Origin of the sequence: Actinomadura nitritigenes, assembly GCF_017573545.1 — a bacterium.
Classification (GTDB): domain Bacteria; phylum Actinomycetota; class Actinomycetes; order Streptosporangiales; family Streptosporangiaceae; genus Spirillospora; species Spirillospora nitritigenes.
In genome coordinates this window covers 237801-256517 of record NZ_JAGEOK010000015.1, presented here as the reverse complement: position 1 = coordinate 256517, position 18717 = coordinate 237801, and the positions used below count along the sequence as shown (strand labels likewise).

The window sequence follows — 18717 nt, the reverse complement described above, 5'->3', positions numbered from 1 at the left end:
ATGATCCCCCCTCGCGGGACCTGCCCGAACACCGGCCGGGCGGGAGCTCAGCGGCGGCCCCGCAGGAACGGGCGCGGCGGGCGCCGCTCGTAGCCGCCGTCCGCCAGCCCCGCGAACCGCTCGAAGGGGTTGAAGGACGCCCAGTCGCCGCACAGCGCCATCGACGCGCCCGCGCACGCGAGATAGAGGGGGATCATGACGACGCCCAGGCACCAGGCGTACTGCGTGGCGTGCCGGGCCTCGTGGCGCAGCAGCCGGGGGCTGGACAGCAGGCCGGACGCGTCGCCGCGGACCAGGATCACGTTGCCGACGGTGAACGCCGACGCCACCGGCACCGGCGGCCGGTAACCGCCCGCCACCAGCAGGCCGTCCCCGGCGCCGCGCAGCCGCGGGCCGCCGCCGGAGGGGCGCGCCGCCGCCAGCGCCAGCAGCAGGCCCAGCGGCGTCGAGAGGTTGACGACGTTGACGACCGAGCGGACACGGTATGCGGGCTTCACCCCGCCAGTGTGTCCCCACCCCCGCCGCCGCGCGACCGCCCGTGAAGACCGGTGTGAAGGACCGGCGCGACGATCAGGACGGGCAGGTCGCCGCGAGGGACGTCGGCTTGGACTCCGGCGCCGGCGACCCCGTCGGGTCCGGCGACGCGCCGCCCGACGCGCCCGCGCTCGGCGTCGCGCCGGGCGAGCCGTTCGCCGCGAGGTTGGACGAGCCGGTCGGCGACGGGCTCGCCGAGGTGGGCGCGTGCGCCTGCTCGGGCCCGACGGCCTTGGCGGTCAGCCTGCGGATCAGCGCGAAGTCCGGGTTCCCGGAGTTGATCAGCGGCGGGACGAACTGCAGGCTGTTGATCTGCGCGCCGTCCTTGACCTTCCCGGACAGCTTGATCAGCGCGGGCAGCAGCTCCTGCGGGATGTCGGTGGAGAGCGTCCGCTTCGCCGCCGCGGCGAGCTTGTCGAAGCTGGTCAGCACGGTCTGCGGGTCGGCCTGCTGCGCGATCGCCCGCATCAGGCACTTCTGCCTGCCCATCCGGACGTAGTCGTCGCTGTCGGTGCGGGAGCGCCCGTACCAGAGCGCCTCCTTGCCCTTCAGCGTCCGGTAGCCGGGCTGCAGCACCTGGCCGTCGAGCCCGTACGGGATGGGCTGGGTGACCCTGATCTTGACGCCGCCCATCGCGTCCACGATGTCGGCGAAGCCGAACATGTCGACCAGGATGTAGTAGTCGACGCGCTGCCCGAGGACCCCGGCGATGGTGGCCTTCAGCAGCTCGGGGCCGCGCCGGTTCTTGGGCACGCCCGGCACCACGTCCGGGTGGTTCTCGGCGTACTCGTACACCTCGTTCAGCAGGCCCGGGTTCTCCGGGCCGTCGCCGGTGAAGCCGTAGGGGAACCGGTCGCGCGCCGGGCCGGGCGGCATCTGGAACTTCTCCAGGTTGCGCGGCAGGCTCAGCAGCACCGTGTCGCCGGTCTTGGTGTCGACGCTGGCGAGCGTCATGCTGTCGGTGCGCACTCCGGTCCGGTCGGCCGCCGAGTCGCCGCCGAGCAGCAGGACGTTCACCCGGGGCTGCCCGTCCCACGGGTCCGCGGTGTCGATCTGCCGGCCGTTCTGGCTGCCGGTGCGGAAGATGCTCGTCAGCGCGTCCCGGTAGACGTAGGTGCTGTGCGCGCCCCACGCCACGGGCACCGCGACGGCGAAGCACATCACCGCGACGGCGGCGGCGCCGAGCGTCCGGGCGCTGATCGACTGCCCGGCGGGGCGCACCACCAGGTAGGAGCGGATCACCACGGCGACCCACACGACCCCGAGGGCGACGATGCCGGCGGCCAGGCGCTGCAGCTCGTCCGGCCGGACGGCGAGGTGGACGAGGCTGGAGCGGTAGACGGTGACGGTGACCGCCAGGGCCGCCACCGCCACGACCCACAGGCCGAGCAGGAGCCCGCCGGCCACCCGGCGTCCCGCGACGAGGTGCGCCACACCCCAGACGAGCGCCGACGCCAGGGTCAGCGCAAGAGCGCGGGGGAGGCCCCCCGCACCGTCCGAGGAACGGTCCACGTCATCTTCCGGGACGCGTCCGCCCGCCGATGGACTCGACATGTAACGCTCCGTCCCCCACCCATGGTGAATTAAGCCCCTGGCTCACATTATGGACGCGCAGAACCGGACAAAGGTTGCGTGGGAGTCGACCGCATGCGAGCGCGAACGTCGATCAGTTGCAGCTCTTGATCAGGATAGGCAATCCACTCGCGGGCCGGACGGCCGGGACCGGGTCACCGGGCTCCCGCGCCGCCATGGCCCGCAGTGCGGGGTGGTCGGCGCGCGGCGCGGACGGCCCGCCCGCCGCTGGTCGCAGGCTCGTGATCTCGGCGTTCTCGATCCTGGCGGCCAGCCCGGCGAGCGCCGGGAGCAGCCGGCGGGGCACGTCGGTCTTTACCGAATTGATGAGAACCCGGGCGAGTCGCTGGTATCGCTTCAGCACTGCCAATGGCCGGGTTTCCCGAAGATTTGCCCAAAAAGGGCAGCCCTTCTTGGCAGGTGCGGCGCGGGAGGTCGTCGCGGCGAGTTCCCGGACCCCGCGCGCGTCCACCTTCACGTAGTAGGGGACGTCCAGCCCGAGCATGTGGGCGACCGTCCGCTTCAGCAGCTCGGCCCCGGGGTCCCGGACGGGCCCGCCGCCCGCGAGCAGCTCCGGGTGCGCGGCGCCCTCGCGGTACACGTCGGCCAGCGGACGCCCCGGAGGGAACGGGACCGGCTCCGTGCCCGACCAGACCGGGACGCGGCGCAGGCCGTCCGGCAGGCTCAGCAGCGTCGTGGCGCCGGACCGGGCGTCGACCGCGGCCAGGGTGATGCCGCCGACGCGGTCGGGGGCCTGCGGCGCGCCGGGCTCGGAGCCGATGAGCAGCACGTTGAGGCGCGGCGCGGCCGGCCGCCGGGCCGCGTCCCCCGTGTCCATCCGCCGGGCGGCGACCTGGACGGCGGCGGCCGCCACCGGCCCGTCCGCGAAGATCGTCCGGATCAGGTGCCGCTGCACGTAGCCGTACTGGGCGAGGGTCAGCGGCGGCACGATCACCAGCAGGCACAGCACCGAGACGGTGGTGCCACCGGCCAGCCGCCACAGCGGGGCGAGCCCCTCCGGGGCCAGCACCGCGTACGAGTGGGCGATCAGCAGTGCCCAGAGCGCCGCCAGGGCCACGCAGGCCGCCGCCAGCGCCAGCAGCCAGGACGGCCGCGCGGACAGCTCCAGGAACAGCGCCCGGTAACGCCCGGCGGCGAGCGCCGCCGCGGTCAGCGCCGCCGCCTGCGCGCCGAGCAGCGCCCCGCCCAGCCGGACCCGCCCGGCCCGCAGATGCGCGATCCCCGGCACCACCGGCGACACGGCCGCGATCAGCAGCGCCTCGGCGAGCCGGCCGGGCACCCCCGCGCGCCCGCCCGCCGGCCCCCGCCCGGTCCCGCCGGACGCGCCCGCCGCGGCGGCCGGATCCCCGTCGACCATGCTGTCGCCCCCTCCGGGGCGGCGGACCCCGCATCCCCGCCCCGCACCAAGAGCGTGCAGGTCACCGGCATGATCGGGAGGCCGATCCGGGGCCGTGTCGCGTAAATCCGGCACCGCGAGCCGGTCAGCGGCGGGTCACCAGCTGGTGGACAGCGGCATCCCCTCGGCGTAGCCGGACGCGCTCTGGATCCCGACCGTCGCCCGCTCGTGGAACTCCTCCAGGGTGCGCGCGCCCGCGTAGGTGCAGGAGCTGCGCAGCCCCGCCACGATCGAGTCGATCAGGTCCTCGACGCCGGGACGCCGCGGGTCGAGGAACATCCGCGACGTGGAGATGCCCTCCTCGAACAGCGCCTTGCGGGCCCGGTCGAAGGGCGAGTCCTCGGCGGTGCGCAGCCGGACGGCCCGCGCCGACGCCATGCCGAAGCTCTCCTTGTACAGCCGGCCGTCGGCGGCCCGCTGCAGGTCGCCCGGCGACTCGAAGGTGCCGGCGAACCAGGAGCCCACCATCACGTTCGCCGCGCCCGCCGCGAGCGCGAGCGCGACGTCGCGCGGGTGCCGGACGCCGCCGTCCGCCCACACGTGCCGGCCGAGTCGGCGGGCCTCGGCGGCGCACTCCAGCACGGCGGAGAACTGCGGCCGCCCGACCCCGGTCATCATCCGGGTCGTGCACATCGCGCCCGGGCCCACGCCGACCTTGACGATGTCGGCGCCCGCCTCGATCAGGTCGCGGGTGCCCTCGGCGGTCACCACGTTGCCCGCCACCACCGGCACCGACGGGTCCAGGCCCCGCACCGCGGCCAGCGCGCCGATCATCTTCTCCTGGTGGCCGTGCGCGGTGTCCACCACGAGCAGGTCGGCGCCCGCCTCCAGCAGCGCCTTCGCCTTGCCGGCGACGTCCCCGTTCACGCCGACCGCCGCGGCGACGCGCAGGCGCCCCGCCGTGTCGACGGAGGGCTTGTAGAGCGTGGCGCGCAGCGCACCGGTCCGGGTGAGCACGCCGGTGAGCCTGCCCTCGGCGTCCACCACGGGCGCGAGCCGGTGACCGCGCTCGTGCAGCCGGTTGAACGCCTCGCGCGGGTCGACGCCGTGCGGCAGCGTCACCAGGTCCCGCGACATGATGTCGCGCAGTTGCGCGAACCGGTCCACGCTCTGGCAGTCGGCCTCCGTCACCACGCCGACCGGCCGGTCGTCCTCCACCACGATCACGGCGCCGTGCGCGCGCTTGGGCAGCAGCGCCAGCGCCTCGCCCGCGGTGCTGCCCGGGTCCAGCCGGATGGCGGTGTCCACCACCAGGTCGCGGCGCTTCACCCAGCCGATGACCTCCGAGACGACCTCGACGGGGATGTCCTGGGGGAGCACCGCGACGCCGCCCCGGCGGGCGATGGTCTCGGCCATCCGGCGGCCGGACACCGCCGTCATGTTCGCCACGACCAGCGGCACGGTCGTCCCGCTGCCGTCGACCGTGGAGAGGTCGACCTCCAGGCGGGACCCGACCGCGGAGCGGCGCGGGACCATGAAGACGTCGTTGTAGGTGAGATCGTGAGCGGAACGCTCACCGTTCAGCAGGCGCACGGCTGTACTACACACCAATCCCGGATCAGAGTGGCTGGGCCACCGTACATTGTGATCCATACCCGCGGGTGCTCCGGCCAAGCGCTCGCCCGGAGCCGCCCCGGGCCCGCCGCGAGGGCCGTCCCAGGCCCGTGACCGGGGGTGATGGTCGTGTGTCTCCGGGGATCGTCCGGGTGATCTCCCGCGTTGTGTCCGCGCCCTTCCAGGCGTAACGGAAGTGTCTTCGCGGACGAGGCTGAAAAGCGTGCAACGTGAGGCTTGGCTCTCTGTAAAGTTACCTCTTGACGTAACTGCGCCCCCGATGCACTTTTCTTACATGTGCGTCACGCGGACGGCCTGCCCGCCGTAGGGGCGCGCACATCAGAACACCGGGAGAAGGCGGAATGCAGGTCACGCACTCGAACCCGGTCAGCAGCGTCCGTCCGCGCCGCGGGCCGCCCCGCCCGCACCGTCCCTCCGGGAGTGACCATCGCCACCCCGCGCGCCCGCCGCCCGCCCCCGCGCGGGCCCGCGCGCGGCCCGGCCCCGGCCGCGTTGCGCTCTCGGACCGGTCGGCGCGGCGTCGGAAACGGCGCCGCCCGGAACCCGGCGCCGACGGTTCGACGGTCACCGGGCGGGGCGAACACGAGCAAGATCAATATTTGACGCCATACCGTCTTGAAATGGAATGATCTTGCAGTTGCCAGCAGAACGATTCATCACATGTCGAGGAGGACAGCCGTGCTGGATGCGGTCGACGCCGTGCTCGTCCGCGAGCTCCAGCGGGATGGCAGGGCGACGTTCCAGGCGCTCGCCGACCGCGTCGGGCTTTCCCGCACGGCCGTGCGGGCACGGGTGCAGAACCTTCTCGAGACCGGCGTCGTGCGCGTCGTCGGCATCGTGCACGCCGCCGTCGTCGGGGCGGAGGCGATCGGGCACGTCTCGGTCACCGTGGAGGGCTCGGCCCGGGAGGTCGCGGACGCCGTCGCCGGCCTCCCGGCGGTCAGCTTCGCCGCGCTGACCGCGGGCCCGCACGACCTGGTCGCGCAGGTCCGCACCCGCGACGACGCCGCGCTCGCGACCGAGGTGGACCGGCTGCGGTCCGTCCCCGGCGTGCGCTCGGCGGAGGTCTTCCGCTCGGTCTGCACCGTCCGCGACACCCACGCGGTGGTGCGGGAGCTCGGCGAGGTCACCCTCGACGACATCGACTGGCGGCTGCTCCAGGAGCTGCAGCGCGACGGGCGCGCCCCCTACACCCGGCTCGCCCACATCATCGGGCTGTCGCAGGCCGCCACCCGGGCCCGCGTCGTCCGGCTGATGCGCACCGGCGTCATCCAGGTCACCGGGCTGGCCGACCCCCTCGCCCTCGGCGCCGCCGAGCTCGGCGGGTTCGGGCTCCTGGTGACCGGCGGGCTCCGCAAGGCCGCCGAGGCGGTCGCCGCGCAGGACGGCGTCCGCTACCTGGCGACCGGGTTCGGCCGCTACGACATCGTCGGCCAGGCCGAGGCCGCCTCCCGCGCGGAGCTGGTCGCCGTCCTGGACGGGATCCGGTCCGTGCCCGGCGTGACGGTGCGGGAGTCCTGGCACCACCTGGACGTGGTGAAGGAGTCCTATGCCGTCGAACTCCCCGAGCGGCCCCTGAACGGGGCGTGAAGGAGGGCCGCCGCGGGCGCCGTTCCCGGCGCCCCGGCGGCGTCAGCCACGACCGGGGCCGGCGTCCGCGCCCCGCCGGGGCCCCGGGCGGCCGCGTCAGTCGCGGCTGAGCGCGACCTCCTCGAGGTCCAGCTCGTGCAGGACCCGGTTCAGCACCTCGTCGTCGATCCGGCGGTCGTCGCGCATCTGCACGAACACCCGTCGCTCCGCCGCCAGCATCTCCCGCCGCAGCCGCCGGTAGGTGGCCGTCGGGACCTCCTCGCCCTCCGGGCCCGTCCCGCCGCCGAGCCGCTCCCACGCCCGCAGCTGCCGGTGCTCGGCCAGCTGCCGCAGCCGCTGCACGACCGCCTCGTCGAGCTCCTCGGCGGTGTTCAGCTCCTCCAGCCGCTCCAGCGCCGCCTTCGCCGCCGCGTGCTGCGCGCCCGCCTCCGCCACCGTGTCGGTGTAGCGCTCCCGCTCGCTGCCGATGCGCAGCATCCGGATCAGCGCCGGGAACGTCAGCCCCTGCACCAGCAGCGTCCCGAGCACGGTCGTGAACGTGAAGAAGATGATCAGGTCGCGGCCGGGGAAGGGGGCGTGCGACGCCTCGAACGGGATCGCGAACGCGGCCGCGAGCGACACCACCCCGCGCATCCCCGCCCACGACACGACGGTCGCGCCGCGCCATCCGACGTCCTCGCGGGCCCGCTCCCTGCGCGACAGCAGCCGCGGCAGCCGGGACGCGGGGAAGACCCAGACGAACCGGGCCGCCACCGTCACCGCGAAGATCGCCGCGGCCCACCAGGTCAGCTCCGGCCAGCCGTGCCCGGACAGCCCGTTCACCACCGGCGGCAGCTGCAGCCCGATCAGCAGGAACACCACCGACTCCAGGACGAAGACGACGACCTTCCAGAACGAGTGCCCGATCAGCCGGGTCACCGGCGCCGACTCGGTGAAGCGGTGGCCGAGGTAGATCCCGCTGACCACCACCGCGATCACGCCGGAGGCGTGCACGCTCTCGGCGATCAGGTACGCCGCGAACGGCGCGAGCACCGCCACCCCGTTCTCCACCAGCGGGTCGTTCATGCGGGTCCGCAGCCAGTGCAGCGGCGGCCCGAGCAGCAGCCCGACCGCCGTGCCGGCCACCGCCGAGAACAGGAACCGCCACACCCCGTCCGCCAGCGTGAACCCCGCGCCCGTCGCCGCGATCACCGCGACGCGGAACGCGGTCAGCGCCGTCGCGTCGTTGAACAGGCTCTCCCCGACCAGCACCGTCACCATGCGGCGCGGCAGCCCGAGCCGCTGCGCCACGCTGACCGCCGCGACCGCGTCCGGCGGCGCGACGATCGCGCCGAGCACGAACGCGGCCGACAGGGGCAGCCCCGGGACGAGCAGATGCGCCGCGTAGCCGACGGCGAACGTGGTGAACAGGACCAGCCCGACCGACAGCAGCCCGATCGACCAGGCGTTCTCCCGCATGTTCGCGTACGAGCTCTGCCACGCGGCGGAGAACAGCAGCGGCGGCAGGAAGACGTACAGGACGAACTCCGGGTTCAGCCCGAACTCCGGCACGCCCGGCACGAACGAGAACAGCAGCCCCGCGATCACCAGGACCAGCGGCGCGGGCGCTCCGGCCCGGCGCGCCGCCGCGGCCACCATCAGCGCGCCGACCGGCACGGCCAGCAGCCAGAGTGCGTGCGTCGTCTCCACGCGCAGATCATGGCATGGCCGACGGTTCGCCCCGAACCCGGCGGCCGGCCGTCCGGGCGGGATGAGGCGTGCTCAGCGGGGCTCGCGCCCGCGCGGCTCCCGCCCGTCGTCCTTCGCGAAGGCCAGGAAGTCGCGGGCGGACGGCGGGAGCCGCCGGTGCGCGTGCACCAGCCCGATCAGCCGGGTGATCGGCGGCATGAACGACCGGACGGCCAGGCCGTCGGTGTCCTCCAGCTGGTTGCGGTACCACAGCAGCGAGCCGAGCCCGGCGCGGACCCAGCCCAACCAGGCCGCCCGCTCGTCGGACTCCGCGACCGGCACCGGCTTCGCGCCGAACCGCCGCAGCACCGCGTCGACCTCCGCGCGCCGGGCGCCGCCGCGGGCCGGGAGCACCAGCCGCATGCCGTCCAGCGCGGCGGGCGGCACCGGCTCGCGGATCCGCAGCGCGGGCGGCGAGACCAGTACCATCTCCCGCTGCTCGAACGGGTGCGCCGTGAGGTCGCCGGGGACCGGAAGGTCGGTGAGCGCGAGGTCGGCGCGCCCGGCCCGCAGCAGGGCGGCGACCTCCTCCCGGCCCGCGCACCGCACCACCCGGACCCGCACCGCCGGCTGGTCCCGGGCGAAGCGGGGGAGCAGCCGCCCGATCAGCTCCGGCTCCAGCGACGGTGTGGTGGCGACGCGGAGCTCGGCGCCGCGCCCGTCGGAGCGGGCCGCCGACATCCCCTCGATCGCGTCGACGGCGTCCAGCGCCGCCCGCGCCTCACGGACCACCCGCTCGCCGACGGGGGTGAGGACCACGCCCCGGCCGGAGCGCGCGAACAGCTCCACGCCGAGCTCCCGCTCCAGCTCGCGGACGGCGCGCGACAGCGCGGGCTGCGCGACATAGAGAGCCTGGGCCGCCGACGTCATCGTGCCGTGGTCGGCGGTCGCCACGACGTAGCGCAGCTGCCGCAGATTCATGCCACGACCGTATGACAACGAACCGCTCCGGTCCTGGACATAGCCGGAATCGGCCCGAGAACGGCCGGGCGGTCACGGCCGCGGCGGGGCCGCGTTCCGGTCGTTCGGCCCGGGAGAGCCGGCGGGGACGGCCTCCGGTTCGGGCTGGAGTTGCGGGGCGCCGACGGAGCAGTGCCTCCGGCACTCCGGTTCGACCTGCTCGCCGGTCGGCGCGCGCAGCGCGTCGCCGGACACGGTGAGGAACGTCAGGACGGCGCCCGCGGCCAGCAGCGCCGCGCAGGCCGTCATGGCGATGCGGAAGCCGTGCGAGAAGAGGGCGGGGTCGTTGTAGGCGTCGCCGGTCAGCCCGGCCAGCGGCGGGATCGCCGCGACCGCGAGCAGCCCGGCGGCCCGCGCGACCGCGTTGTTGACGCCGCTGGCCACCCCCGCGTGCCGGACGTCCGCCGTCGCGAGCACCGTGGCGGTCAGCGGAGCGACGACCGCGGACAGCCCCAGCCCGAAGACCACCACGGCGGGCAGCACGTCCCGCACGTAGGAGGTGTCCTTGCCGATCCGCCCGACCAGGAGCATCCCGAACGCGGCGACCACCAGACCGGCGGTCATCGGCAGCCGCGGGCCGATCTTCTGCGCGAGCGCGCCCGCCCGCGCCGACAGCAGCAGCATCAGCACCGTGACGGGCAGCAGCGCGGTGCCCGCCGCGATCGGCGAGAACCCGCCGACCACCTGGAGGTTGAGCACGAACAGGAAGAACAGCACGCCCATCCCGCCGTACATGATGAACGTGACGACGTTGACCGCGGAGAACTGCCGGGAGGCGAACACGTCCAGCGGCAGCATCGGCTGCGGCACCTCGCGCCCGCCCGCCCGGACCGGGCCGCCGAACAGCCGCCGGCCCCGCCCGCGCGCCCGCTCCAGCAGGACGAACCCGGCCGCCGCCGCGACGCCCGCCACGGCCGCGACGGCGATCACGGCGCCCGGCGTGCGGCCGCCCGGCGCCTCGGTCAGCGCGTACGTCGTCCCCGCCAGGGCGAGCGCGGCGAGCGCGGCGCCGGGCACGTCGAAACGTCCGCGGGCGGCCGGATCGACGCTCTCGGGGACGTGCCGGGCGGCGACGAGCACCACGACCACCGCGAGCGGCACGTTGAGGAGGAACACCCACCGCCAGCCCGCCACCTCGACCAGCCAGCCGCCCGCGAAGGGGCCGACCGCCCCGGCGACGCCGCCGAGCCCCGACCAGGCGCCGACCGCGCGCGGCCGGTCGTCGGACGCGAACGACGCCTGGATGATCGCCAGCGAGCCCGGGGTGAGCAGCGCGCCGCCCATCCCCTGCAGCGCCCGCGAGAGCACCAGCATCTCGACGTTCAGCGCCATCCCGCACAGCACCGACGCCACCGCGAACCACACCACGCCGATCAGGAAGATCCGGCGGCGGCCGTACCGGTCGCCGAGCGACCCGCCGAGCAGGATGAACCCGGCGAGGGTGAGGGTGTAGGCGTTGACCGTCCACTGCAGCCCCGCCATGTCGGCGTGCAGGTCCCGCGCGAGCCTCGGCAGCGCCACGTTCACCACGGTCGAGTCGAGCATCGCCACGCTCGACCCGAGGACGGTCGCCAGCAGGATCCAGCGCCCCGGCGCGGTGCCCAACCGGACGTCCGGCATCAGCGCCTCCCGCCGCAGGACGCCCTCCCGCGCGACATCACACGATCAGTTCGTCGGCGAAGCACCAGCGCCAGTCCTCGCCGGGCTCGAACGAGCGGACGATCGGGTGCCCCTCCTTCTGGTAGTGCGCCGTGGCGTGCCGCATGGGGGAGGAGTCGCAGCAGCCGACGTGCCCGCAGCTCAGGCAGAGCCGCAGGTGCACCCACCGGGTGCCCTGTTCCAGGCATTCCTGGCAGCCCTGCGGCGTGTTCGGCGCCGGGTCCTCGAGCGGAATGGACTGCACGTGCTCACAAGTGGCCATACGGGCATCGTGCCACGCCCGCCGTCAACGGATCACCAGTGGTCGGGGCTGAACGGCTCGTCCTCGGGACGGGCGGACTCGGCGAGCAGCCGCAGGTCCGACTCGACCATCATGGTCACCAGGCCCTCGAAGTCGACCTCGGGCTCCCAGCCGAGCTGCTCGCGGGCCCGCTTCGGGTCGGCGCACAGCAGGTCGACCTCCGCCGGACGGGTGTACCGGTCGTCCAGGACGACGTGGTCCTCCCAGTTCAGCCCGGCGGTGCGGAACGCGAACTCGACCAGCTCGCGCACCGACTGGGTCTGGCCCGTCCCGATCACGTAGTCCTCGGGGGAGTCCTGGGCGAGCATCATCCGCATCGCGCGCGCGTAGTCGCCGGCGTAGCCCCAGTCGCGGCGGGCGTCGAGGTTGCCGAGCCGCAGCTCCTTCGCGAGGCCCAGCTTGATGCGGGCGGCGCCGAGCGACACCTTCCGCGTGACGAACTCGGCGCCGCGGCGCGGCGACTCGTGGTTGAACAGGATGCCGCTGACCGCGAACATCCCGTACGACTCGCGGTAGTTCTGCGTGATGTAGTGCCCGTAGCTCTTCGCGACGCCGTACGGGCTGCGCGGGTGGAAGGGCGTCCTCTCGTTCTGCGGGGTCTCCCGGACCATCCCGAACATCTCCGAGGACGACGCCTGGTAGAACCGGATCTGCTCGCTGCCGGGCGTGCGGGACGGGCTGATGCCCGACACCACCCGGATGGCCTCCAGCATCCGCAGCACGCCCATGCCGGTCACCTCGGCGGTGAGCTCCGCCTGCTGCCACGACATCGGGACGTAGGAGATCGCGCCGAGGTTGTAGACCTCGTCGGGCCTGACCCGCTCGACCGCGGAGATCAGGCTGCCCTGGTCCAGCAGGTCGCCCGTCGTGATCTGGACGTCGCCGATGTGCTTGCGCAGCCGCGACACGTGCGGATTCGCCTGCCCCCGGACCAGGCCCCACACCTCGTACCCCAGCTCAAGCAGATGCTCGGCCAGGTACGAGCCGTCCTGTCCGGTGATGCCGGTGATGAGTGCTCGCCTGGACAGCGGATCCTCCATGGGCTGATCGGTGCGACGCGGGACCCACCGCGGGGCGAACCCGGGCGAGCGTGAAATATGAGGTTAGCGACCCGGCGGGGATGCTGACGAGGGAGGGCGCCGTTTGAACCGAATTTGCTTCAGGTTCGGTGTCCCGGCCCCGGCCGGCCGGCCGGGGCGGCCCCGCCGGGCGCCGCGGCGCGTGGCGTGCGGGCCCCCGCGTGTGCCACGGTGGTGGGCATCATGACCTCTCCGGACGCCGCGCCGCTGCGGCTGAACGGGCGCGACCTCGGCCGCCACGCGATCATGGCCGTGGTGAACCGGACGCCCGACTCGTTCTTCGACAAGGGCGCCACCTACGGCTTCGGGGCCGCGCTGGAGGCGGTGGACCGCGCCGTCGCGGACGGCGCCGACATCATCGACATCGGCGGCGTCAAGGCCGGCCCCGGCGAGGACGTCGGGGTCGCCGAGGAGCTGCGCCGGGTGGTGGACCTGGTCGCCGCCGTCCGGGACCGGCACCCTGGCGTGGTGATCAGCGTCGACACCTGGCGGGCGGAGGTCGGCGCGGCCGTCGCCGAGGCGGGCGCCGACCTGCTGAACGACACCTGGGGCGGTCCGGACCCGGCGCTGGCGGAGGTCGCCGCCGCGCACGGCGTCGGGCTGGTCTGCGCGCACGCCGGCGGTCTCGACCCGCGCACCCGGCCGCACCGGATCGGGTACGACGACGTGGTCGCGGACGTGATCGGGCACGTCACCGCCGAGGCCGAGCGGGCGGTCGCGCTCGGGGTGGCGCGGGAGGCGATCCTCATCGACCCCGCGCACGACTTCGGCAAGAACACCCGGCACTCGCTGGAGATCACCCGGCGGCTCGGGGAACTGACCGCGACCGGCTGGCCGGTACTGGTCGCGGTGTCCAACAAGGACTTCATCGGGGAGGCCCTCGGCCGTCCCGTCGACAAGCGCGGCGTCGGCACCATGGCCGTGCTCGGCGTCTCGGCGCTGCTGGGGGCCCGCGTCTTCCGCGTCCACGACGTGGCCGCCGCCCGCCGAGCCCTGGACGCCGTGGCCGCCGTCGCCCCCGAGTAGGCGACCGGACGAACGGTTTCCGCGTGAGCGCGACGGTCCCGGCCACCGCGCGAGCGCGCTATCTGACCGGTGGGGGCGAAGCCGAAGGCGAGCCCCCACCGGGAAGCTCGCGAAGCGAGGTCGCGCTCGCCCAAGCACGGTCAGCGGGCGAGCCGCCAGGCGAGCCTGCTGGGCCGGGATTGCGAGATCACAGCGCCGCTTCGCGCTGGCGGGCCCGGTAGGCGGCGACGTGCATGCGGTTGCCGCACGTCCGGCTGTCGCAGTAGCGGCGGCAGCGGTTGCGCGACAGGTCCACCAGCACGCGCGAGCAGTCGGGGGCCTCGCAGGTGCGCAGCCGGTCCAGCTCGCCGGCCGCCACCACGTACGCCAGCGCCATCCCGCAGTCGGCCGCCAGGTGCTCGCCCACCGGCGCGCCCGGCGCGAAGAAGTGCACGTGCCAGTCGTAGCCGTCGTGGTCGGTGAGGTGCGGCGTGGTGCGGACCTCGCCGACGATCTCGTTGATCAGCCGGACCGCGGTGGGCACGTCGCCGGTCTGGAACACCGCGTGGAACCGGTCGCGCAGCTCCAGCACCCGGGCCAGGTCCGCCTCGGCCAGCTCGCCGACGTCGCTGAAGGCGCTGCGCCCGACGAACGCGCGCAGCCCCGGCAGCCCGCCGAGCTCCTCGGTGCCGGACGCGGCGGCGCCGGTGTTGATCAGGTCGACGACGACGGCGAGGGCGTGCTCGGTGTCATGAGTGAAGATCACTGTGGCTCCAGTCTCGGGGGACCGGGGTCGTACTGCTCCTGGGGGGCGACCCCCAGACCGCCCCGACGAGGGCAGGACGGTCGTGCGCCCGGCAGCGCCGCCGGGGCCGGAACGCGGCCCGGCCCCCACCATATGACGCCCGACGCCTCCGTTTACGCCGACCCTGCCGGCACGGCGCCGCCGGTTCCGGCCCCACTGCCTGCGGGAACGTTCCATGTCGGGCCCCGGCGCCGGACGCGGTCCCGCCGCGGCGCGTACCGCGCCGCGATCCGGAGAGGATCACGGCGTGGAGGGGGACCGGCTGTTCATCGTCTTCCTGGTCGTCGCCGTCGTGGTGCTGGCGGCCCGGGCGCTGTCCGGGCGGCTGCGCCTGCCGGACGCCATCCTCCTCGTGCTGCTCGGGATGGGGGCCGGGTTCGTGCCGGGGCTGCCCGCCGTCGTCGCCCCGCCCGACCTGGTGCTGATGGGCTTCCTGCCGCCGCTCGTGTACCACGCCGCGTTCTTCACCGCCCCGCGCGAGGCCCGCGCCGACGCCGTGCCGATCGTCACGCTGGCGTTCGGGCTGACCACCGTCACCACCGGGGCCGTCGCCGCCACCGTGCACGCGCTCCTGCCCGGCCTCGGCTGGGCCGCCGCGCTGGCGTTCGGCGCCGCGGTCGCCCCCACCGACGCGGTCGCCGCGACGGCGGTGCTGCAGCGGCTCGGCGCGCCCGCCCGGCTCGTCACCATCCTGGAGGGCGAGAGCCTGATCAACGACGGCGTCGCCCTGACGATCTTCGGGCTCGCCATCGAGGCGATCGGCGTCGGGTTCGCGCCCGCGCACGGCGCCGTCCGGCTCGTCCAGGTGGTGCTCGGCGGCGTCGCCTACGGGCTGGTGCTGGGCGTGGTGATCCGCCGGATCCGGCGCCGCATCCAGGACCCCATCAGCCAGGTGATCGTGTCGCTGGTCACCCCGTACGCGGCGTTCGTCCCGGCGGAGAACTTCGGCGCGTCCGGGGTGCTGGCGACGGTCGTGGCGGGCTTCTCCATCGGCACCCACGGAGAGGGCGTGCTGCAGCCCGCGTCCCGGCTCGCCGGCGACACGTTCTGGCGGATCCTGACGTTCCTGCTGGAGTCGGCGCTGTTCGTCCTGCTCGGCCTGGAGATCCGGGAGATCATCCGGCAGCCGGGCGGGCACACCTGGCACGAGGTGCTGCTGACCACCCTCGCGGTGTCGGCCGTCGTCATCGGCGTACGGCTCGCCTGGGAGCTCGGCAACGGCCCGCTCGCCGGGCTGCTGCCGGGCGGCCGGCGGAGCCAGGAGGGCCTCGGGTGGCGGCAGCGGCTGGTGATCGGCCTCGGCGGGATGCGCGGGGCGATCTCGCTGGCGATCGCGCTGTCGCTGCCGGCCGCGGTCGGCCCCGACCGGGGCGTGCTGGTGCTGCTCACCGCCCTCGTCGTGCTGATCACCCTGGTCGGGCAGGCGCCCCTGCTGCCGCCGCTGCTGCGCGGCCTCGGGCTGATCGAGTCCGACAAGCGCCGGCTGGAGGTGATGACGGCCCGCCGGGCCGGGCTGCAGGCCGCCCTGACCAAGCTGGACGAGCTCGCCGATGACGAGCAGGTCGACGACCAGACCGCCGAGGCGTTCCGGCAGATGCTGGAGCTGCGGCTGGAGCGCGTCCGCTACCTCATGGACGAGGAGGAGGCCGGCACCGAGGCGCCGCCGCCCAACAGCCGCAGGGTGCGCGCCGAGCTGGTCAGGGCGCAGCGCGCGAAGCTGACCGCGCTCTACCGCAAGGGCAGGATCGGCGCCGGCACGCTCCGCCAGATCAGCCGCGAGCTCGACTTCGAGGACCCCGTCGTCATCCGCCGCAGCCGCTCCTAGGGGGCCTCACGGCCTCAGCGGGCGTAGTGGGGGTCCGCCACGACCGGGTAGTAGGCGTCCGAGTGCTGCACGCGCATGGTGACGGCCGACCCCTCCAGCGTGTAGTCCGCCTTCACCTGGCGGAACATCGAGTCGCTGGCCCACGGGTTGTAGAGCCGCCCCACGGTCGCGCCGTAACGCAGGTGGACGACGTCATAGCCGCCGGACGGCATCGCCTCCAGCGCCAGGCCGTCGGCGAGCGACACCGGGAAGCGGAACTCCGAGGGGGCGTCGGGGCCGTGGATGACCGTGAGCAGCCGCACGCCGTTGTCGGTCGTCTGCGCCACGATGTCGGTGTCGACGTCCACGCCGACGAACACCCGCAGGCTGGGCCGCAGCACATGGGCGACCGTGTCGGCCGCCGCCACGTCGATGCCGAGGTGGATGCGCTGCCCGTCCTTGGTCGGCACCCACACGCCGTCACGCGCGCGCTGCCCCCAGGCGACGTCGGGGTTCTCCATCTCCTGGGGCTCGTTCTTGCCCCGGGCGACGAGAATCCTCGAGGCCGCGCTCATCGCGGCGGCAGCCCCGTCCCGTGCGTGCCTCATGGCGGGCCCCCTCGCCTTCTTCTTTCATCACATAACGTGATGTCACGCTTCTCATGGGTTTCACCACGGGTGCGCCCTGCAGGAAGTCCTCGGCCTGCCGTCCCTGCCAGCGGGCGGGTTCGCGGTGTTCGCCCCGTGCGTCGTTGGACCTTACACCACGCTTATACGTGCCGTACGGGCGCATATTGATCGTTCCTCTCCGTGCCCGGACCGCCACTTACCGCGCCCGGGCGCGGCACCGCCGGCCGGGCGCCGTTCGCCGATAAATGCTTTGCCCGCGGACGCGAAAAGGCGCATGATCGAACATGTCGGACGGAAGTGCGAAGGGGTGAGCCACCGGATAGGCGGCCGGTCCCCAAAACCGGCGGAAAGTGGGTTCGACTCCTACCGCCCCTGCTGAGCACGCTCGATGGGCCTGTGGTGCAACGGAAGCACACTTCTCTTGCAAGGAAGTGACCAGGGTTCGACTCCCTGCCGGTCCACGCGGTCACGGCCGCCGCCGGGCGCTCCCCCGCCCGTGCGAGGAGGGTTGGCCGAACGGTAAGGCAGCAGTTTCGAAAACTGACGTCGAGGTGAAACTCGAAGGGGTTCGACTCCCTTACCCTCCGCCATTCGGGGGGAACGCGGCGGGCGGGATGGCCGAGCCTGGCCATCCCGCCCGCCGCGTTCACGCGACGTTCCCGCGCCGCACTCTTCCTTTGTGTCCGCGTCCCTTCCGCGAGGCGGACGCGGACCGTGTCAGGCGAGCGCCGCCTGCCCGGCCCGCGCGCTCTCCCGCAGATCGGCGAGCACCTCGGAAAGGCGGTCCAGGCCGCCCGCGATCCAGGGCAGCGACGCCGGATCGGGGGAGGCGAGCGCGGCGAGCCGCTGCTCGTCGGTCTCCCCGTACAGCAGGCTCGGCGCGACCCGCAGGCGCAGCGCCACGGGCGGCTCGCCGAACGAACTGCCGGGCAGCACCCCCACCCCGTAGCGCTCCAGGAGCAGTTCGGACAGCTCCACGGACGTGTTCACCCCGTGCCCGCGGCGCAGCGCGTCCCGGAGCGGGCCGAGGTCGGGGTAGACGTAGAACGCGCCCTGCGGGGCCGGCACCCGGGCGCCCGCCGCGGCGAACCGGCCCGCGACCGCCCGGCAGACCGCCGCGTGCAGCCGCCGGCTGCGGTCGACGTGCTCGACCAGCTCCGGCGGCTCGGCGAACGCGTACGCGGCGGCGTGCTGCACCGGGGCCGGCGCGCTGGACCAGACCTCGCTGGCGATCCCGAGCACGGCGGCGCGCAGCGCGGCGCCGAACGGGCCCTCCGGCAGCCGCGCCACCCCGAGCCGCCAGCCGCCGGCCGCCAGGCTCTTGCTCAGCGCGGTCGTCACCACGGTCCGCTCCGGCGCGTACCGGGCGGGGCTCGGCACCGCGCGGCCGCGGTCGTGCACCAGGTCGCGGTAGATCTCGTCGGAGACGATCACGAGGTCGAGGTCGCGCGCCGCCGCGCAGAGCCGGCGGACGGTCTCCTCGGAGGCGAGCGTGCCGGTCGGGTTGTCCGGCAGCGTGACGATCACCGCCCGGACCGTGCGCCCGGCGGCCCGCGCGCGCACCACCGCGTCGGCGAGCAGCGCCGGACTCGGCACCCCGCCCTCGCCCGGCGGGGTCGCCACCCGGATCGGCCGCACCCCGGCCAGCGGCGCCTGCGCCGCGTAGCTCACCCAGCTCGGCGCGGCCACCACCACGTCCCCGCCGATCGCCATCAGCAACGCGAACAGCAGCGGCTTGCTGCCGGGGCCGCACACGACGGTGGACGGATCGGTCGGCAGTCCGCGCCGCGCCCAGTACCCCGCCGCCGCCGCACGGAGGGCGGCCGACCCGGCCACCGGACCGTAGCCGCCGCGGCCGGAGGCGGAGGCGAGCTCGCGGGTCAGCGCGGGATGGATCGGTATGCCGGCCTCGCCGAAACCGAGCGGCAGCACCCGCACCCCTTCGCGGCGCTTGCGCGCGAGCGCCTCGTTCACCGCGAGCGTCGGCGACAGCGGGACGGCGCGCGGCGCGAACGACACGGGCCGGGCCGGGCCGGACGCCGTGGACGGGACGGAGGCG

The 18717-nt window shown here is 74.5% G+C and carries 15 protein-coding genes and 3 tRNA genes; 6 read left to right on the top strand and 12 right to left on the bottom strand.

The window, feature by feature from the left end; translation table 11 throughout:
* Window positions 1-47: 47 nt before the first annotated feature.
* The 4 genes from J4557_RS24680 to J4557_RS24665 all read right to left on the bottom strand — a co-directional run bounded on the left by J4557_RS24680 (window position 48) and on the right by J4557_RS24665 (window position 5056).
* Entirely contained in the window at window positions 48-497 is a 450-nt protein-coding gene (locus J4557_RS24680; protein WP_208269088.1) for a hypothetical protein, read from the bottom strand.
* 73 nt (window positions 498-570) lie between these two features.
* Window positions 571-2088 carry an LCP family protein gene (locus J4557_RS24675; RefSeq protein ID WP_208269087.1) on the bottom strand — a complete coding sequence of 506 codons (1518 nt, stop codon included), beginning with the start codon at window positions 2086-2088 and terminating at the stop codon, window positions 571-573.
* A 112-nt stretch (window positions 2089-2200) separates the two neighbouring features.
* On the bottom strand, window positions 2201-3484 hold the full coding sequence (locus J4557_RS24670; protein ID WP_208269086.1) for an LCP family protein: 1284 nt from the start codon (window positions 3482-3484) through the stop codon (window positions 2201-2203).
* A gap of 135 nt (window positions 3485-3619) precedes the next feature.
* On the bottom strand, window positions 3620-5056 hold the full coding sequence (locus tag J4557_RS24665; protein ID WP_208269085.1) for a GuaB1 family IMP dehydrogenase-related protein: 1437 nt from the start codon (window positions 5054-5056) through the stop codon (window positions 3620-3622).
* 720 nt (window positions 5057-5776) lie between these two features.
* Between J4557_RS24665 and J4557_RS24660 the strand changes: the two genes are divergently transcribed.
* Entirely contained in the window at window positions 5777-6688 is a 912-nt protein-coding gene (locus J4557_RS24660) for an Lrp/AsnC family transcriptional regulator (protein WP_190854388.1), read from the top strand.
* A 96-nt stretch (window positions 6689-6784) separates the two neighbouring features.
* Here J4557_RS24660 and J4557_RS24655 read toward each other — a convergent pair whose 3' ends face one another.
* The 5 genes from J4557_RS24655 to J4557_RS24635 all read right to left on the bottom strand — a co-directional run bounded on the left by J4557_RS24655 (window position 6785) and on the right by J4557_RS24635 (window position 12364).
* On the bottom strand, window positions 6785-8377 hold the full coding sequence (locus tag J4557_RS24655) for a Na+/H+ antiporter (RefSeq protein ID WP_307800176.1): 1593 nt from the start codon (window positions 8375-8377) through the stop codon (window positions 6785-6787).
* A 72-nt stretch (window positions 8378-8449) separates the two neighbouring features.
* Entirely contained in the window at window positions 8450-9337 is an 888-nt protein-coding gene (locus J4557_RS24650) for a LysR family transcriptional regulator (RefSeq protein ID WP_208269084.1), read from the bottom strand.
* Window positions 9338-9409: 72 nt separating this feature from the next.
* On the bottom strand, window positions 9410-10996 hold the full coding sequence (locus J4557_RS24645) for an MFS transporter (RefSeq protein ID WP_208269083.1): 1587 nt from the start codon (window positions 10994-10996) through the stop codon (window positions 9410-9412).
* Window positions 10997-11033: 37 nt separating this feature from the next.
* Entirely contained in the window at window positions 11034-11297 is a 264-nt protein-coding gene (locus J4557_RS24640; protein WP_190854382.1) for a ubiquitin carboxyl-terminal hydrolase 14, read from the bottom strand.
* A gap of 32 nt (window positions 11298-11329) precedes the next feature.
* On the bottom strand, window positions 11330-12364 hold the full coding sequence (locus J4557_RS24635; RefSeq protein ID WP_208269127.1) for a GDP-mannose 4,6-dehydratase: 1035 nt from the start codon (window positions 12362-12364) through the stop codon (window positions 11330-11332).
* A 234-nt stretch (window positions 12365-12598) separates the two neighbouring features.
* On the opposite strand from J4557_RS24635, the gene folP reads away from it, so the two are divergent.
* Window positions 12599-13441 (top strand): dihydropteroate synthase, encoded by an 843-nt coding sequence (folP, locus tag J4557_RS24630; RefSeq protein ID WP_208269082.1) that lies wholly within the window; start codon window positions 12599-12601, stop codon window positions 13439-13441.
* A gap of 187 nt (window positions 13442-13628) precedes the next feature.
* Here folP and J4557_RS24625 read toward each other — a convergent pair whose 3' ends face one another.
* On the bottom strand, window positions 13629-14186 hold the full coding sequence (locus J4557_RS24625; protein WP_208269081.1) for a CGNR zinc finger domain-containing protein: 558 nt from the start codon (window positions 14184-14186) through the stop codon (window positions 13629-13631).
* Between the two features lie 286 nt (window positions 14187-14472).
* On the opposite strand from J4557_RS24625, the gene J4557_RS24620 reads away from it, so the two are divergent.
* On the top strand, window positions 14473-16050 hold the full coding sequence (locus tag J4557_RS24620) for a Na+/H+ antiporter (protein ID WP_307800174.1): 1578 nt from the start codon (window positions 14473-14475) through the stop codon (window positions 16048-16050).
* 14 nt (window positions 16051-16064) lie between these two features.
* Here J4557_RS24620 and J4557_RS24615 read toward each other — a convergent pair whose 3' ends face one another.
* A complete protein-coding gene (locus tag J4557_RS24615) occupies window positions 16065-16637 on the bottom strand; it encodes a hypothetical protein (protein WP_208269079.1) in 573 nt (190 codons plus the stop codon).
* A 324-nt stretch (window positions 16638-16961) separates the two neighbouring features.
* Between J4557_RS24615 and J4557_RS24610 the strand changes: the two genes are divergently transcribed.
* The 3 genes from J4557_RS24610 (at window position 16962) to J4557_RS24600 (ending at window position 17248) form a co-directional block, all read left to right on the top strand.
* Window positions 16962-17033, top strand: a tRNA-Trp gene (locus tag J4557_RS24610).
* A gap of 15 nt (window positions 17034-17048) precedes the next feature.
* Window positions 17049-17119: transfer RNA gene (locus tag J4557_RS24605), tRNA-Ala, on the top strand.
* A 41-nt stretch (window positions 17120-17160) separates the two neighbouring features.
* A tRNA-Ser gene (locus tag J4557_RS24600) sits at window positions 17161-17248 on the top strand.
* Window positions 17249-17375: 127 nt separating this feature from the next.
* On the opposite strand, the gene J4557_RS24595 is transcribed toward J4557_RS24600, so the two are convergent.
* Entirely contained in the window at window positions 17376-18650 is a 1275-nt protein-coding gene (locus J4557_RS24595) for a pyridoxal phosphate-dependent aminotransferase (protein WP_372442524.1), read from the bottom strand.
* Window positions 18651-18717 lie beyond the last annotated feature (67 nt).